Below are 16,958 nucleotides of genomic sequence, written 5' to 3' on the forward strand. Positions count from 1 at the left end.
GAAGACTTGCGGTCTCCGCAGGCCCTACCCGCGTGCGCTGTGTGGTACCCAGCTGAGCTAGCATACGCTAGCAACCGAAGCCTTTATATGAACTTTGCGCGCAAACCTAACTAGCAATACGGGAATGTCGATATTCTGTCGACGTAGCGTATATTTGCCAGCGATCCAGCATTACGCGTTGCTCGTCGGCCAAGTCGTTCGCTGCGCTCATGCAAGCGTCACTCGCATCAGCTTCAATGCGCATGTCAAAACACGCGAGCTGAGCCCATACCGCGCCCTCGTCCTCGCGGTACGTCGCGGCTTGAATAACCCCTTCTCGTACGTAACTGTCGTGCGCGGAGTACGCGTGACCCGTCGATCCGAACGAGCGTAGTACTTTGAGTTCGATGATCCCATATTGGGTGAGCGTTGAAGCCACGTTATCGAAGTAGCCGATTGCTACATCGTATCTGCCGGATGGCACTGGTTTCTCGTTGCCGACTCGATAGTTGAGGAACGCGCCAAGCAGAGCAACGCGTACTTGCGCATGGATGCGAGCCTCCGCGTCTCTGACAACACGATGGCGATCAGCATCTGCCCATAATCTCACGCCGGCCGATTGAACGGCGGGTGACATAAGTGCACTTTCGTGGAGTGCATCTATGACCTCCCTGACTGCTTCATAGGTGATTGGCTCGATAGATCGGATGGAGTATACGTCAACAGTGCCAGGCTGTTCAAGTCCGCTCATATAAAGGCGAAGTTGTCCGCCATCAGTCACCGGATCGTAGATGATTGCGGGATAAGCTCCGAGCCCAAGTTCACTAACCCATGAGAACAACTCGTCACCGTCGCGATTATGACTTTCAAAGTCTCCGAATGCTGCTGTCTCATTCGTTATCCAAAGCCGTCCGGTTAGAGGATCGTTGGCCTGGTCAAGCATGTGGACCCTGGTCGAAATGGGTAAAACCTGAAGAGGTGCTTCTGGAGCAAGTACCAAGACCCCGAGTGCATTTGGGTCCTGATGAGAATCTGGTCGAAGACGCCGTTTTGCCACTAACCGGGCGATGGATCTCGCAAACCGTAGCTCTCGGGGAACGTCTGCATCAGACCCAACGCCTTGATACTCAAGAACAGTCTGTTCGAGGGCGCCAATTGACCAGGGGTCGCCATCGCTGCTAGGCACTTCGCGTCGCCAGTCGGTGTAGGTGGCGCACGTACAGATGCGCCCGCTCAGACGCCTCGAGGCTGATTCCTCGGGCTGGGCTTGGAAATAGGCCCGCAGACCTAGACGACTTGTTGCCCCGGTCCTCATCGTAAAGATCTAGAACATTATTTGGACCAATTGCGGGGTTGGCGTAAGCGGCGTCGAAACCAAGAGCTCGATCGACGTCTTGCGGAGGAAGTGCAGAAATTGCTTGACAAACCTCGTGCACGACTAAAAACGCATTCCGCTCGTCGGGGAAATGCTCGACCATAGCTAGTATCGATCTAGCCCGTTCCTCGATTATTGAGTAACGGGCAAATACCTTCCAGTTGCCGGCATCGTCCAGATTGTAGGCTAGCGAGCTCGCTCGAACTAGACCTTCCGCCACGAGTAGATCGACGTCGCGTTGCAGGCGCGCGTCGTAGGGTGATCCGTAGAGCTTCAACAGTTCGGCGGTCAGCGGCTCCAGTCCCCAAACGGGAGACAGGGCATTTGTGAGGTACGCCACTTGATGAAGACGATTGGCATCGATCGGAGCGAGCCCCGACTTGTGGGCAGCTGTCAGAAGATACAACACGCGAGCCTGCCGAAGTCGAGAATCGCTCAGAGAGTTCTCATTCCGCGGTTTCATTTTGGCTCATTTCGTCGGTTAGCCTCTTATATGCTTCTGCATATTCAGTTCCTAGTTCTCGGACCGCAGGGGTTGGGCGGGCTACCTCAAGCATGTTGAGTGTTTTGTAGGTCCCTGCGCGGGTGTGTACACCCTTGACAATCTCCGGAACGAGCTTCCCGTCAGTTAAATTTGAAGCGATAATTACAGAGCTTTTGGAGCGAGTGGCAAAGTCGGCCAATACATCTGCTGCGCGCAAAGAGAATACCGAATCTAGTGAGGATTCTGGAGTATCGATGAGAATAGTTGCGCCGCTCGCGCTGCCTGCAACTTCAATCAGAGCCATTCTGAAGGCAAGGTCGATAAATTCTTTTTGGCTCTCGGAAACATCCCCTGTTCCTGAGCGTGTCGAGACCGATGGTGTGTCGTTACGACCAAGCTGAAGTTCGTAAGCCGGAAACTTGACTCGATAAGACGATTGCCCGATCTGCTCTTCACGAGGAGACCATGTTAGCTCACCTCGTCCTAATAGAAATAGCTTCGAGTAGTGGTCGAATCGGACTTTGATCTCTTCCGCCCGAGACAAAATCTGAACCGTCTTCATGGCGACAAAAGCTTCAAATTTGCTCGCGTCGTGCTGAAGTGCTGCGCGATTGGCCTCAAGCGCATTCCGCATCGAGTGCAGTTCGCTGCGTTGCTCGATGAATGCCTCGTGGTCGGATGGGAGCCGATTGCGAACGGTCGTGATCTGCTGTGCTCTTCGCGTTCGTCGCACCTCTAACTGCACAAGTTGGGAGCGGGCCTCGCCGATCTCGTCCGACAATTTGTTGACGCGGTCATCCAGATCGGCGATCGCATCGCGCTGACCCTGCAGGCTTTGCCAAGCGCGGGCAGATCTCTCGTGCCAGATTTCTACTGGGATTTCGGGGGCCTGAGGTTGCTGCACTCGGGTGGAATCACAAACGACGCATCGACCTGCTGCAAGCCGCGCATCAAGTTCTGTCTTGAAGGCGGGAACGTGCGATTCGCAGACTAAGCATGTCTCGTCGGCGAGTAGTTGGTCCCATATAAATAGAGCGCTGCTAGACGTGCTTGGGAACTGGGAAGAGAGTGCCGCAAGCTTCGCATGTTCATACCCGCGGCTCAAATGATCCAGTTCCTGCACGGCGGTTAGGCGTTCAAGATTTGCGCTCGCGCGCAGTTCGCTCAGGTCCGCGATTTGGTTGACTAGGTTCTCTTGGGCCGACGCATCACTCGCGTCCTCGTCAGTTAGGTCGGCTAGCGTTGAGCCTAAGTTGTTATACTCAGGACTGTCGGGAGGTATCAGGTTAGACAGCCGCTTCTCCTCCGAGTTAATTACGTTGCGCAAGTTCCTGAAGCGGCTATCGGATTCAAGGACTTCCCTCTCGAGTTCGGACCAGTCTTTGGCGTCCTCGGGAGATAAGAAGAGCGAGCGAAGCAGCTGTCGTTGTGCTGAACGGTCCCAAAATAGCACTTGCCGATCGTCCAGATAGAAAGATACGTATCTAAGGATTAGTATCCAGTCCGCGAACGTCGAGACGCCGCTCTCTCTTGTCAGCGATAGTTGCAAGAGAGATTCGTCGTTCGCGGGGGTAGTTTCTCCGGTCCATTCGATGATCGACAGATCGGATAGTTTGCGAGTCACACGAAAGATCTTCGTTCCGAGTGAGAAGTTCAAGGTTGCGGTCGCGGTTTTTGCGCCATCCGTCACGCGGGACGCGAACGACCTCAGCTCGGAGGGTCGCAATCGCTTGATCTCGAGGCGGGCGTTGCCCAGCTCACCTTCGGTCGTCGCCCCAGGGATGTCGACTGGGCCTGTCAGAAGCCTGAAGGCGATCGAGAGTAGGGTACTTTTTCCCAGGCCGTTGGTCCCAATAATGACGCTAAGGTCGACCTCGAAGTCAGCCTGAAGGCCTGGGGTCTCGGGCGTGCCTGGATACAAGCTGTAATTCGCTATGACGAGAGACCGCAGGACCGGAAAGTTGACCACGAGGATTGGCTCCTTTGCTGTGTGCTTGATGCGTGTAGCCGGTCGGTGTGCTTGCCTGCGTGTTGGGGGTTGGATGGCGTCGTGATCGTATCGCAGTGTCAGGGTCGTGGTGCCCCTCCATGATCGGCGCCGTGAGCAGACCGGCGGTGGTCGCGACGTGCTGCTCCGCGTCGCGGTAGCGAGCCAATACGCACCGCCGATCTCGGCCACGAGGCGGGCGAACCGAGACCACGGCAGGGAACGGTTCCTCCAGCACCGCAAGGAGCTCGATACAACCCACCCCTCGATGCGCGACGGAGTAGGGGCGTCAAGCTCATCGAGGATGCCTTCATCACAGCCTCCCGTGCTCACGGCGTCACGGACGAGCAGCGCGAGGAGATCGTTCGCCGACATCGCAGCCCAGCGCCGGCCTGCGCCTCGGTCTCGGAAGTGAAGCACCACTCGAAGCGCGGAGGGGGAGCATCCAGCAACGTGACGATCGTGCCCATCGCCCACCGCATCGATAAGGAGAAGTTTGTCCGTGCGGTGCTCGCCTACGTTCGCTGGAAGATGGAGCAGCCCGACGACGTGCGGGACGACAGCAAGGCCGCGGTCGCCTCTACTCCGATTCTCGAGTCCGCGCCAGGAGCCTCGCCTTCATCGTCTTCGGATCGACGCCGTACAGCGCACCAAGCTGGTTCAATGACCAGCCCTGCGTCTTCAGCTCTGCAGCGTCCGCCAGCTGCCGAGGTGTCAGCGTCACCTGACGCACCGGGACGCGCTGCTGCTTGAGTGCTGAACGGACCGCTTCGCGGCTGACGCCCCACGACGCGGCAAGCTGGCGGATGTTTCCGCCGGCCGCGTACTCAGCGGCCAGCTTGGTCTTCTGCTCGTCGGACAGCCGCACCTGGCGCTGACGCAGGGCCTGCATGCCCAGCGGGGGAGCGGCCTGGTCCGGCTCGTCACCCCTGTTGATCCCGGTCCTGGCAGCCACCAGCGCGCGCTCCCATCTTTTTTGATTAGTTGCAGATAGGTGCACCACTGCTCTTCTCTCCGCGAGTCGCGTCCGGTCGTCCGCCGGACCCCGTCCAGCGGCACGTCGGCTGCGTCCGCGGCGCTCCAGTGGCCACGCTCGACCCGGCACTGTGTGGCGGCATCAGGCGCCAGTGCGGCTTTGCTGAGGGAAGCTCGCCTACTGTCGTCTGCAGAGACAGCGGGTTCCTCGGTCAGTGGTGCGCCGTCCGCCGTCGGCGGAGGTGCGGATGCGCTGGAGGGGGCGCGGCGGGAGTCGGCCGGTCTGCGGTGGGCGTCTCGCGTGGCTGCGCTCGCCGATCGTCCCGCTCGCGCTCCTCGCGTTCGGGGTCTACTCGGTCTACTCGATCTCCCGGGCCGACCAGCTGCTCACGGCGGGGTACGACCTCGGCATCTTCGACCAGGCGGTGCGGGCGTACTCGCAGTTCCGTCCGCCGCTCGCGCCGCTGAAAGGCGATGGCTTCAACCTGCTCGGTGACCACTTCCATCCGATCCTCGTCGTCCTCGCTCCGCTGTACTGGATCTGGGACGATTCGCGGGTGCTGCTCGTGGCGCAGGCCGCGCTGATCGCCAGTTCCTCCGTCTTCGTCTGGCGGGTTGCGCGCCGGCGCGTGGGAGTGGGGGCGAGCTGCCTGCTGGCCGTCGGGTATCTCCTCGGCCGGCCGCTGCAGTCGTTGGCCGACTTCGACTTCCACGAGGTCGCGTTCGCGGTGCCGATCCTCGCCTGGGCGGTCGACGCCTTCGACATCAGGAGTGATCGACAGCTCGTCGGGGCGTCGGCGGTCCTCCTCCTGATCCGGGAGGACATGGGGGCGGTGGTGCTGATCCTCGGCCTGCTGCGAGTGGCGAGGAGACCCAGGATCGTCGGGGTGCTGCTGGCGTGTTCGGGGGCAGCGGCGTTCGCGGTCGTCGTCGGGGTGGTGATCCCCTCGATCGGCGGACGCGGGTACGCCTACTGGGACTACGGAGCGCTCGGAGCCGACGGGGGCGAGGTGGTCCGGACGATGCTCGGGCGGCCGTGGATCGCGATCGGGCTCTTCTTCACGCCGATCGTGAAGACGATGACGCTTCTGGGGCTGCTCTCACCCCTCCTCCTGCTTCCGCTGCTCTCGCCGGTGTCGCTGCTCGCGCTGCCGCTCCTCGCCGAGCGGTTCCTGTCCGACCGGCCCGCGCTCTGGACGAGCGGGTTCCACTACGACTCGCCCGTCTGGGTCGTGCTGGTCCTGGGCGCGATTGACGGGGGAGGACGGCTCCTGCGGCGTCTTCCGTCCTCGACGGGGAGAGCTCTAGTGGCTCTGCTCGTCGGCGCTGTCGTCTGCGCCGTGCCGGTGATCGCGACGATCGTGTGCCACGACGAGGAGGCCTTCCCGCTGGCGCGGATGGTCACCGGCGAGGCGTGGACGCGGACGCCGCATCGGGGAGATCAGGTCGCTGCGGTCGAGAGGGTGCCGGCGAGCACGTGCGTCGCGGCCGACGACCGGCTCGTGCCGCTGCTGACGCGGAGCAACCGGGTGTCGCTGCCCGGTGTTCTCCGGCGGGCTCCGGACTTCCTTCTCCTGGACCTGACTCAGGAGGATGCGGGGTCGGTGGGCGGACTGGACCTGCGGACGACCACGATCCGCGACGACGCGCTGGCGGACGGGTATCGCGTCGTCGCGAGGTTCGGAGAGGTCGAAGTCCTCGAGTCGCCCGAGTACCGGGGGCCGTCCGTCGAGTGCGCACGGTGACCGGGTCGGCTCGGCGAGCGGCCACCGCCGACATGTCACCAACACCGTGCAGAAGTGGAAGCGCGGCGACTGAATCATATTCCTTAGAAAGACTTCGCGCAGCCTTTGACGGTCGCGATCGAGACTCTCGGCCCAATGCGGGTTGGCGGGCTAAGCGCGATTCTTGGTGCACGGCAATAGAGACTTGCTTGCCTGTGTGGTACCCGCGCGGAGACACTCGATTATGCGAGCGTATCCACTGTTCGCCGGAAAGTCCCGCGGTAACTTGGCTCATCACCTTCACCCCCCAAACGCGGTCCAACGCCGGGTTGGACATTTCTTGAATCCAAGCGCCATGGTGAGAGCCTTCACACAAAAGGGGGAAACACCTTGAAATCTTTGAGAATCAAGTTCGCGGCGGTGGGGGCGGCCGTCGCTCTCTTCGCGGGGCTGATGGTGGTCGGTGCGCCGGCCGCCCAAGCCGCGAACTACTCCGCGACGCTTCCGTCGGGCGGTGTCATGCTGGGAGGGGACACGATCACGTCATCGACGGGGCGGTTCGTCTTCTCGATGCAGTCCGACGGCAACGCCGTCCTCCGCACCCGCGGCAACCTGCAGCAGCTGTGGACGTCCAACACCGGAGGCAACCCCGGCGCGAAGCTGACGGTTCAGACTGACGGGCACGTCGTGATCCAGTCGACATCGAACGCGGTGCTGTGGAAGAGCGGCAACTACGGGACGGCCAGCCGCGGTCTGACCCTGCAGGATGACGGCAACCTGGTGGAATACGTCGCCGGCGGCAATGAGGTCATCTGGGCGACGATGACGTCCCTGCAGAAGCTCGCACGCGGTGAAGAACTGCGCTCCGGTGAGCTGATCCGCTCCGAGAACGGTGCATATACCCTTCAGATGCAGGCCGACGGCAACCTCGTCCTCCGCAACGGCAACGACATCCGCTTCAACAGCGGTACCCAGGGCAACCCTGGTGCTTTCGCGACCTTCCAGGCGGACGGGAATTTCGTCATCCAGCCCAGCCGAGGAGCTCCGGCCATCTGGAACACCGGCCTCCACGACACCGTGTGGACCGGAGTGACCAACGACGGCTACCTGAAGAAGACGAACGCCGCGGGCGCCAGTCTCTGGCAGCGCCCGAATGCGACCATCCCGACGCCGGTCGACCAATGGCAGTACCCGGTCACACCGTTGACCTGCATGACGTCCTACTTCGGTCAGACGAACGACACCACCGCCCACGCGAGCGGGCACAAGGGCATCGACCTTTCCACCGGAGGATCGAGCGCGCAGCGGCAGTACGCGGTCAGCGGGGGAACCGTCATCGAGAGCCGTCAAACCCTCGGCGACACCTACGGCTACTTCGTCAGGATCAACCACGGCAACGGTGTCGTGTCGCTTCTCGGACATCTCCGCTCCCCGTCGGCCCTCACGGTCGGCCAGGTCGTGCAGAAGGGTGACTTCGTCGGGATCTCTGGCAGGACCGGCACGGCCACTGGAGACCACGTCCACCTCGGCATCTACATCAACGGCGCCCCGAACGACCCGGTCGCCTTCCTCAGCGCGAAGGGACTGCCGGCCCCGTCACGCTGCTGACCTCGCGTAGCGAGCGAAGAGCCCCGACCCAGCCTGGTCGGGCTCTTCGTGTTTCAAGCAATCGCCTGAGGTCACGCTTCTCAGCGCATCACTGGGCGTGGCGGCGCCGGCAGCAACGAGAGAGTTCGAGTGCCTCCAGGGGCGCCTCAGCTCTGCAGCCCACGGCCGGCGTCCGATCGTCCTCGTGATCATCGACGACTCCAGGGTTCGGTGACTTTTGCGTCGAAGACGGCTGGAGAGGTGATCCCGGTGATGAGGGTCGAGTGCCAGCGACGTGGTCGCAGCTGCGGCCTGGCAGAGCTCAGCGCAGTGCCTCGCCGTGGAACTCGGCGCGGTACTCCGAGGGGCTGGTGCCGTTGATGGCGCGGAACTGGCGGGAGAAGTAGAAGGCGTCGGAGTAGCCGACGGTGCGGGCGATGTCGGCGATCGAGGCGTCGGTGGTGATCAGGAGCTCGCGGGCGCGGGCGCTGCGCAGGCGCTTGACGTACTCGACGGCGCTCATGCCGGCGGCCTTCTTGAAGAGGGCGGAGAAGTGCGAGGTGCTCATGCCGGCGAGGGTGGCGAGCTCGGTGATGCTGGTGGGGGAGTCGAGGTGCTCGCGGAGGTGGTCCTGGGCCATGCGGATCCGGTCGCCCGACTCGAGGGTGCCGCGGGTGCGGTCGGAGGCGAGCTGGGCGAGGAGGTTCCAGGCGGCGCCGCTCGCGGCGTAGAGGCTCGAATCGGTCTCGTCGCGCTCGAGGGCGGCGACGGCGTGCTCGATCAGTGTCTTCGCCGAGAAGGCGTCGCGCGCGGTGACGACGGGGGACGTCCGCTCGTGGACGACGGCGGAGATCAGGGCGGCGGCATCGGCGCCGGCGACGTGCAGCCACCAGATCGTCCACGGGTCGGCGAAGTCGGCCCAGTAGCGGTGCGGGGTGCCCGCGGCGATGACGGCGACCTCGCCGGGGTCCACCCGAGCGGTCGAGTCGGCGATCGAGACCCAGCCCCGGCCGGCGGTGCAGAGGATCACGACGGCCTCCCGCGTGCCCTCGGGGCGGCTGCGGCCGTGAGCGGCGGCATGCGGGAAGTGTCCAGCATCGGTCACGAGCAGGCGCTCGGTGATCGGGGCCGCGAGCGCCTCGGCCACCCGCGGTTTCGGGAGGACATGCAGGCGCTGGCCGAGGAAGCCGTCGGGGATCAGCATGCCGACGAGTGTAGGTCAGGGCAGAGGATCGTCCAGCTTTTGGCGTGCAACGTTTCATTGGTCGGCGCTCCGCGCGTGCCTAGGCTTTCGGCATGCTCACTGCGGAGTACCCCTCGTCCCCCTACCAGCCGGTACCGCTCGCGGATCACCTCCCCGAGCGCCTCACCATCACCCTCTGGGACTTCTCCTGGTACGTGCGCACCGGACCGGGCGAGCCCTTCGAGGACCTCGACGCGGCCTTCGCCGGTGCCGTCGAACGGGGGTACAACACCATCCGGATCTGCGCGATGCCGTTCCTCCTGTTCGGGTCCGGGCTCGACACCCGGGAGCTCCGGCTCGGGCCGCTCGGCGGCTCCTACGCGCAACGGGTGCGCTGGTACGACGTCGCCGAGCCGACCGTGATCGACGCCCGCGCCCACCTCCTCGCGCTGTTCGCGGCGGCGAAGCGGCACGGGGTGTTCGTCATCGTCTCGTCCTGGGAGTACCAGCAGTCGTCCTCCTTCGCGCTCGAGCGCGACTGGTTCGACGCGCTGATGGCGGTGCCGCCGGAGGACCGCGCCGAGCGGCTCGCGGAGGCGCACGCGGCGCTCGTCGGCTTCCTCGCGGAGCACGACCTCGACGACCGGATCGCCTTCGTCGAGCTGCACAACGAGGTGCAGGCGGGGCACCTCACCGAGGGGCTCGACTACGACCGCGCGGACCTCGACGCGGCGACGCTCGCCCTCACCCCGCGCCTCACCCGTGGCATCGACCGCTTCCACGAGCTGACCGACGGCGTCCCGTGCTCCGTCAACTACGCGCATGTACCGGTCGGCGGGATGCGCGGGATCCCGTGGAACTCGGACGTGCTCGTCCTGCACCCCTACATCTACGGCGTGCTGAACGAGTTCATCGCCGCCTTCGCGCTGCGCAGCCCGATCGAGGAGTTCGAGCAGGAGCTCGCCGCCGAGGCCTTCCTGCTCGAGGGCGCCCCGCCCATCGCCGAGTGGACGCTCCCCGTCGGGGACCAGTGGAAGCTGACCGCGACGATCGTCGGCAAGGGCGAGATCTACGCGCACGACTGGGGCGACGCCGAGCGGATCGATCGCTGGCTGTACGAGCGCTACGGCGCGCACCACCTCGAGATGCGCTCGACGCTGAGGATCTGGATCGCCGTCGCCGCCGACCACGCCGCCCTTCGCGGGGTGCCGCTCGTCTTCGGCGAGGGCTGGGTCGGCTACACACCGCTCGAGGGCCGCTTCGAGGAGGGGCCGATCGGCGCCGAGTACTGCCGGCTCGCGATGCGCGAGTCGCGGCGGGTCGGCGCCCGGGGATCGATCGTCTGCTCGAACGGCGCTCCCCAGCACCCGATGTGGGACGACGTCGCCCTGCAGCGCGAGTGCAACGAGATCTTCGCCGCGCCCGCGTAGGCGGACCGGCGACGGCACGACCAGCACGACAAGCACGACGGCACGACAGAAGGACCGGCACCACAGCACAGCACGGCCCCCGGCATCACGGAGTCAAGGAGGACACCATGACCAACGAACAGCGATTCCCGAACCTCACCCGACGAGGCTTCCTCTACGGCGCGACCGCGCTCGGCAGCACCGCGCTCCTCACCGGCTGCATGGGCGGCGGTGGGGGCGGCGGCGGCGCGGGCGGCGGCGGGATCGTCCTGCAGTCCTCCCTCTCCGACCCGGCCCCGAAGGCGGCCCTCGAGGCGCTCGTGAAGAGCTACTCGAGCGGCTCCGTCACCCTCAACACGGTGGCGATCGAGCAGTTCCGTGCGCAGCTCTCCACCTATCTCACCTCGGGCAATCCGCCGGACGTGCTCACCTGGTACGCCGGCTCCGTCGCCCGCGACTACGCCGCGCAGGACCTGTTGCTCGACCTCTCCGACCTCTGGACCGGCGACGGCGCCGCGGCCGGCTACTCCGCCGCGCTCAAGGACCTCTCGACCGACGCGAGCGGCAAGCAGATCTTCCTGCCGACGAACTACTACTGGTGGGGCGTCTTCTACCGCAAGTCGGCCTTCGAGGAGTGGGGCGTGGAGGTGCCCACCACCTGGGACGAGTTCATGGCCCTCTGCGAGACGTTGCAGGGCCAGGGGATCGTGCCGCTCTCCAACGGCATCGGCTCCACGCCGTGGATGGCGTCCGGCTGGTTCGACATCCTCAACCTCCGCGTGAACGGCGCGGATTACCACAAGGAGCTCCTGGCCGGGAAGTCGTCGTTTGACTCGACCGAGGTGAAGAACGTCATGAAGTACTACGCCGACATCGTGCCGTTCATGGATCCGAACGCCCCCTCCTACGCCTGGCAGGACGCGGTCACGCCGCTGGTGCAGAAGAAGAACGCGATGTACCTCGTCGGCGCGTTCATCAGCCAGAACATGCCGGAGGGCGAGGGCGACGACCTCGATTTCTTCTCCGTCCCGGTGATCGACGCGAGCATCCCGACCGCGGAGGAGGCGCCGACCGACGGCTACTTCGCCAGCGCGAAGACCAAGGACGCGGACGCCACCAAGGCGTTCCTCTCCTACCTCGCCGGGGCCGAGAGCCAGTCCGCCTACATCGAGGCCTCGCAGTCGTCGAACCTGCCGACCTCGCCCGACGTCGACACCTCGGTGTTCTCGCCGCTGGTGCAGAAGGGCGTCGCGCTGCTGGCCGGCACCGAGCAGATCACCCAGTTCTTCAACCGCGACTCCTCCGACGACCTGCAGACCACGGCCGATGCGGCGCTCACCAAGTTCATCGCCCAGCCCGGTGAGGTCGACAGCATTCTGAAGGAGTGGCAGACGGCGGCCGACAAGGTCTTCAACCCGTGACCGGGACGACCAGGGCGGCCGCCGTGGAGCGGCCGCCCGCCCCTTCGCCGGAGACGCAGCCGGAGCCGCCGGCCCGCCCGCTGGTCCGCTCGGGGAAGGGGCGCCGGATCACCCGGGTGCCCGCGGTGGTCTGGCTCTTCCTGCTCGTCCCGCTCGCGGTCGAGCTGGCCTGGGTCTTCTGGCCGGCGATCAACTCCTTCTACCTCTCGCTCACCCGGTGGAACGGGATCGGCGAGCCGGAGTTCATCGGCCTGGAGAACTTCACCGACCTCGGCTCCGACCCGATCTTCGCGACCGCGCTGGTCAACAACGTCATCTGGGTGGTCGGCTTCGGCGGGCTCTCCGTGGCGATCGGGCTGGCGCTCGCCGTCGCGCTGAACAAGCCGCGGCGCGGGGTCGGGATCTACCGCAGCGCGATCTACCTGCCGATGGTCTTCTCGCTCGCGGTGACCGGCCTGTTCTGGCGGGTGATCTACCAGCCGGACGGCGTGGTCAACAGCTTCCTCGGCGGGATCGGCCTGGGCGACCTCGAGCGGCAGTGGCTCGCGGACCCGACGCTCGCGCTCTACGCCGTGCTGGTCGCCGCGGTCTGGCGGCAGTGCGGCTACATCATGGTGCTCTACCTGGCCGGGCTGAAGGGTGTGGACCCGAGCCTCGAGGAGGCCGCCCAGGTCGACGGCGCCTCGCGGGCGCAGCGCTTCTGGCGGATCGTGATGCCGCAGCTGAAGGGCGTGAACGGCGTCGTCTTCGCGGTCACCGTGATCGACTCGCTGCGCACCTTCGACATCGTCTGGGCGATGACCCGCGGCGGTCCGTACAACTCGACGCAGCTGCTCTCGACCTACATGTTCCAGGAGAGCTTCACCGTCCTGAATCTCGGCTACGGCTCGGCGATCGCGGTCGTCATCTTCCTGCTCGCGATCGTCTTCATCATCAGCTATCTCGTGCGCGCCACGAAGGAGGAGGACTGAGATGGCCGTCATCGCTCCGGTCGCGCCCGGTCTCGCCGCGCCGACCCTCCCGCGCCGCCGGGTGAAGGGCTCGTGGATCTTCCACGCGATCATGGCGCCGGTCGCGCTGCTCTGGGTGCTGCCGATGCTGTTCGTGCTCTTCGTGGCCGTCCGCAGCTTCGACGACATCACCGGCAACGGGCTCGGCGCCCTGCCGGCGAGCTTCAGCTTCGACGGCTTCGTCACGGTGTTCACGGCCGGGCTGGTCGGCGAGGCGCTGGTGAACAGCCTGATCGTCACGGTGTTCACCGTGTTCCTGTCGCTGCTGCTCGCCTCCTGGGCGGCGTTCGCACTCAGCCGCTTCCACATCCCGTTCCGCCGGGGGATCCTGCTGCTGATGCTGGCCGGCAACCTGCTGCCCCCGCAGATCCTGCTGATCCCGGTCTCGCGGATCACCGAGAGCCTGGGCATCTACGACACGCTCTTCGCGCTGATCGTGGTGCAGGTCGGTTTCGGGCTCGGCTTCTACACCTTCGTGCTGCACGGCTTCATGCGGTCGATTCCGGCCGAGATCTTCGAGGCGGCGCAGGTCGACGGCGCGGGGGTGCTCCGCACCTACTGGCGGATCCTGCTGCCGCTGTGCCGGCCGTCGCTCGCGGCGCTCGGCGCTCTGGCGACGACCTGGATCTGGAACGACCTGATCTGGGCGGTCACCGTGCTGCGGACCGAGACGAACTTCCCGATCACGGCGGCGCTGCTGAACATCCAGGGCGGCTACGTGAGCCAGTGGAACGTGGTCGCCTCGGGCGCCGTGGTCGCGGCGATCCCGACCGCGATCGTGTTCTTCGCGTTCCAGAAGCAGTTCGTCTCGGGGCTGATGGTGGGCTCGAGCAAGTAGGGGATCCACGAGGAGAGGGCCGGCTGTTCGCAGCCGGCCCTCCTTCGTGCGCGTGGCCCGCCCTCAGCCGCGGTGGAAGAGCAGCAGCGCGGGCAGGCTCGTGGCGAAGTAGTCGGTGGAGCCGTCCTCGAGCGTCGCCTGCGGGGCGTCGAAGCGGGGACGTGCCTCGCCGAGCGTCGACGGCGGCGTCGCCGGCTCGAGGCCGAGCGCGGCGCGGGCGGCGTCCCAGGCCGCGAGGGTGCGACCCTCGCCGCCCTCCCACGGCTGGAAGCGGCGCGACTCGAGGAGCGACAGCGCCTCCTGCGCGCGGCCCGCCGCGATCAGCAGACCTGCGTACTCGACGGTCAGGTCGTCGCGGGAGAGCGTGAGCTCGTGCTCGTCCTCGAGGCGCTCCAGGCGGTCGGCGGCGGAGTGGCCGAGGCGGTCGGCGAGCTGATCGAGCTCGTAGAGCAGGCGGGCGTCGCGCGGGGCGAGCTCGCGGGCGCGGAGGTAGTGCGCCCAGGCGGCGTCGTCGTCGGCCTCGTCGTTGTAGGCGGTGAGGCCCGCGTTGCGGTGGGTCACGGCGTCGGCGCCGCCGTCCGCGATCGCGCGGCGCCAGTGCTCGGCGGCCTCGGCGCGCCGGCCGGCGTCGTAGAGGAGCATGCCGAGCAGCGACCGCGCGGTGCTGTCGGCGGGGTCCGCCGCGACTGCGGCGGTCAGCGCGTCGTGCGCGTCGAGGCCGGCGGGGAAGGCGCGGATGAGATCGAGCGCGCGGGTGTCGACGGTCTCGCCGAGCCGGGCCAGGAGGTACGCGGCGATCGGCGCGGCGTTGCCCGCTCCCGAGGTGCCGGCGTTCCCGTCGGCGACGGCGCGGAGCAGTCGGCGGGCCTCGCCGGTCTCGCCGAACGAGGCGAAGTCGAGCGCGACGTCGATGCTCTCGTGCGCGTCGGCGGGGTCGATGCCGGTGAGGGTGCGGGCGAGCTGGTCGAGCGGATCCAGGCGCAGGGTCTCGTGGAGGGACCGCTCGGCCTCGTCGACGCGGCCGAGCGCGCGGAGGCAGACCGCGCGCAGGGCACGGGCGCGGAGGTCGTCGGTGTCGAGGCGCAGCGAGGTGGCGAGGTCCTCCAGGGCCGCGGCGTGGTCGCCGGCGGCAGCGGAGAGTCTCGCGCTCTCGAACAGGGCGGCGTGCGCCCACTTCCCGTCCCAGGCGGCCTTGCCGAACGCGGCGGCGGCCTCGGTCGTGCGGCCGAGGCGGCGCAGGATCAGCCCGCGCAGGTAGAAGGCCTCGGTGTCGGCGGGGTTGCCGTTGCGGGCGGTGAAGCGGCGGACCGCGGCGTCGGCGTTGGCGAGGGCATCGGCGTACTCGCCGCGGCGGTAGGCGTGGTCGGCGAGGGCGAGGTGCACGCGGGCGTCGCTGGGATCGCGGCGCAGCGCCTCCTCCCAGTAGGGCAGCGGCGAGCGGGTGGGGTGCCGGTACTGCGCGAGGTGGACGCCGACGAGGTACAGCTCGTCGACCGACGCGGTCTCGGCGGGCGGCAGCGGCTCCGTCGCGATCTCGGGCTCGGTGTCGTCGAACTCGGCGGGCACCTCGTAGTCGAGAAGGGTCGAGCCGTGCGAGACGACCGTGATGCGCAGACCCTCCGGGCCGGTGCGGGTGGTCGGCAGATCGGCTAGCAACGGCTGCCCGGGCTCGAGGTCGACGGTCCACTCATGCAGGACGGTGCCGTCGACGTGCAGCATCACAGTCGCGGCGGGGAACCGGCGGGTCGTCGCGACGCCGACGCGGAGGCTCCCGGCCTCGACGTCGAGGTGCACGGCCGCGTCGCGGGTCGCCTGGTGCGCCACTCCGATGCCGCTGATCGGGTACCAGTACTGCGAGAAAGTCTTGGTCTCGCCGGGCATCAGCCAGGAGAAGTCGGGCTGGTTGTCGGTGTAGACGCCCGCCATCAGCTCGACGTAGGGGCCGTCGGCGTCGGTGAGCTGCGCGTCCCAGGCGTGCCCGAACGGGGCGTCACCCCAGGTCCACTGCTTCTTGCCGGGGGCGAAGCGGCGGTCGGCCCAGTGCACGAAGCCCGCTCCGGCGCGGTGGTCGTAGCCGCCGAAGAAGGAGTCGTCGGTGCGGACGACCATGTAGGAGGTGGGGACCGGGATGTTGCGGTACCAGTCGATCCGGTCGGCGGGCGGGCCGTCCTGCGTCGATCCGGCGCCGTGCTCGGCCGCGAGGGCCGGGTAGTCGACGCCGTAGTAGGGGCGGTCGGCCGCCGGGAAGGCGGTGATCGCGCGGCGCGCGTGGTCGGCGACGTAGCGGACGTCGCGCGGGAAGAACGACTGGTAGTCGTCGTGCACCCGCGCCGCGACGTTCGCCCACCAGAGGAAGGTGTGCCGCTCGCTGGTGCGGTTGTGCAGGCGCACGTCGAGCTCGACGAGGCTCGAGCCGGGGCGCAGGCGCACGCCGTGCAGGCCCTTCATCCGGCTGAACGGGTCGTGGTCGCTGCACCAGACGACGACCGAGCCGTCCTCGGCGCGCTCGAGGCTCCAGGCGGTGGGCAGGTAGGTGCCGGGGCGGTGGTGCTGCGGCCAGTTGAACTCGACGCCGCCGCTGATCCACGGACCCGCGAGGCCGACCAGCGCCGGCTTGATGACGGTGTTGCGGTAGAAGAAGTCGTAGCCGGTGGTCTTGTCGTAGCCGGAGTAGATCCGGCCGCCGAGCTCGGGCAGGACGACGACCTGGACGAACTCGTTCTCGAGGACGACGACGCGCCACTCCTGGTCGACGGCCTCGGAGGCGATCCGATCGATGAACGGCAGCGGGTACACCCGCCCGCTCGAGCCCTGGTAGACGCGGCGGTCGAGGAACATCGGCAGCTGCACCGGCTCCTCGGGGGTGTACGTCGGGAGGGTGATCGTCGTCTCCCAGACGGCCGCCGCGCCCTGCGCGAGGAGGTCGGCCGCCGCCGGCGGGGGCGCGATGAGCTGCGAGGCTTCTGCGATGACTGCCATGGGACGA

11 protein-coding genes are annotated in these 16,958 nt (G+C 66.5%); 6 read left to right on the forward strand and 5 right to left on the reverse strand.

Annotated elements, in window-relative coordinates:
* Nucleotides 1–106 precede the first annotated feature (106 nt).
* From EDF36_RS20995 to EDF36_RS16495, 3 genes are all read right to left on the reverse strand, one after another.
* Nucleotides 107–922 carry a hypothetical protein gene (locus tag EDF36_RS20995; RefSeq protein ID WP_148060079.1) on the reverse strand — a complete coding sequence of 272 codons (816 nt, stop codon included), beginning with the start codon at nt 920–922 and terminating at the stop codon, nt 107–109.
* Nucleotides 923–1,800: 878 nt separating this feature from the next.
* Nucleotides 1,801–3,807 (reverse strand): hypothetical protein, encoded by a 2,007-nt coding sequence (locus EDF36_RS21000; protein ID WP_148060080.1) that lies wholly within the window; start codon nt 3,805–3,807, stop codon nt 1,801–1,803.
* A 598-nt stretch (nt 3,808–4,405) separates the two neighbouring features.
* On the reverse strand, nt 4,406–4,780 hold the full coding sequence (locus EDF36_RS16495; RefSeq protein ID WP_123733817.1) for a hypothetical protein: 375 nt from the start codon (nt 4,778–4,780) through the stop codon (nt 4,406–4,408).
* Nucleotides 4,781–5,048: 268 nt separating this feature from the next.
* On the opposite strand from EDF36_RS16495, the gene EDF36_RS16500 reads away from it, so the two are divergent.
* Nucleotides 5,049–6,545 carry a DUF2079 domain-containing protein gene (locus EDF36_RS16500; protein WP_123733818.1) on the forward strand — a complete coding sequence of 499 codons (1,497 nt, stop codon included), beginning with the start codon at nt 5,049–5,051 and terminating at the stop codon, nt 6,543–6,545.
* 369 nt (nt 6,546–6,914) lie between these two features.
* Nucleotides 6,915–8,132 carry a peptidoglycan DD-metalloendopeptidase family protein gene (locus EDF36_RS16505; protein WP_221181680.1) on the forward strand — a complete coding sequence of 406 codons (1,218 nt, stop codon included), beginning with the start codon at nt 6,915–6,917 and terminating at the stop codon, nt 8,130–8,132.
* Nucleotides 8,133–8,433: 301 nt separating this feature from the next.
* On the opposite strand, the gene EDF36_RS16510 is transcribed toward EDF36_RS16505, so the two are convergent.
* Nucleotides 8,434–9,315: an AraC family transcriptional regulator gene (locus EDF36_RS16510; RefSeq protein WP_260300753.1), complete on the reverse strand. Its 882-nt coding sequence runs from the start codon at nt 9,313–9,315 to the stop codon at nt 8,434–8,436.
* A gap of 92 nt (nt 9,316–9,407) precedes the next feature.
* Between EDF36_RS16510 and EDF36_RS16515 the strand changes: the two genes are divergently transcribed.
* The 4 genes from EDF36_RS16515 to EDF36_RS16530 all read left to right on the forward strand — a co-directional run bounded on the left by EDF36_RS16515 (nt 9,408) and on the right by EDF36_RS16530 (nt 13,972).
* Nucleotides 9,408–10,724, forward strand: a complete 1,317-nt coding sequence (locus tag EDF36_RS16515) for a cellulase-like family protein (protein WP_123733820.1) — start codon at nt 9,408–9,410, stop codon at nt 10,722–10,724.
* Between the two features lie 107 nt (nt 10,725–10,831).
* Nucleotides 10,832–12,124, forward strand: a complete 1,293-nt coding sequence (locus EDF36_RS16520; protein WP_123733821.1) for an ABC transporter substrate-binding protein — start codon at nt 10,832–10,834, stop codon at nt 12,122–12,124.
* On the forward strand, nt 12,121–13,095 hold the full coding sequence (locus tag EDF36_RS16525) for a carbohydrate ABC transporter permease (RefSeq protein WP_260300754.1): 975 nt from the start codon (nt 12,121–12,123) through the stop codon (nt 13,093–13,095). Before EDF36_RS16520 ends, EDF36_RS16525 begins: the two co-directional genes overlap by 4 nt.
* 1 nt (nt 13,096) lies before the next feature.
* Nucleotides 13,097–13,972 (forward strand): carbohydrate ABC transporter permease, encoded by an 876-nt coding sequence (locus EDF36_RS16530; protein WP_185019943.1) that lies wholly within the window; start codon nt 13,097–13,099, stop codon nt 13,970–13,972.
* Nucleotides 13,973–14,035: 63 nt separating this feature from the next.
* Here the strand turns inward: EDF36_RS16530 and EDF36_RS16535 are convergent, their stop codons facing one another.
* Nucleotides 14,036–16,951 (reverse strand): DUF5107 domain-containing protein, encoded by a 2,916-nt coding sequence (locus EDF36_RS16535; protein WP_123733822.1) that lies wholly within the window; start codon nt 16,949–16,951, stop codon nt 14,036–14,038.
* Nucleotides 16,952–16,958 lie beyond the last annotated feature (7 nt).

The organism is Rathayibacter sp. PhB152 (assembly GCF_003751395.1).
Lineage (GTDB): Bacteria > Actinomycetota > Actinomycetes > Actinomycetales > Microbacteriaceae > Rathayibacter > Rathayibacter festucae.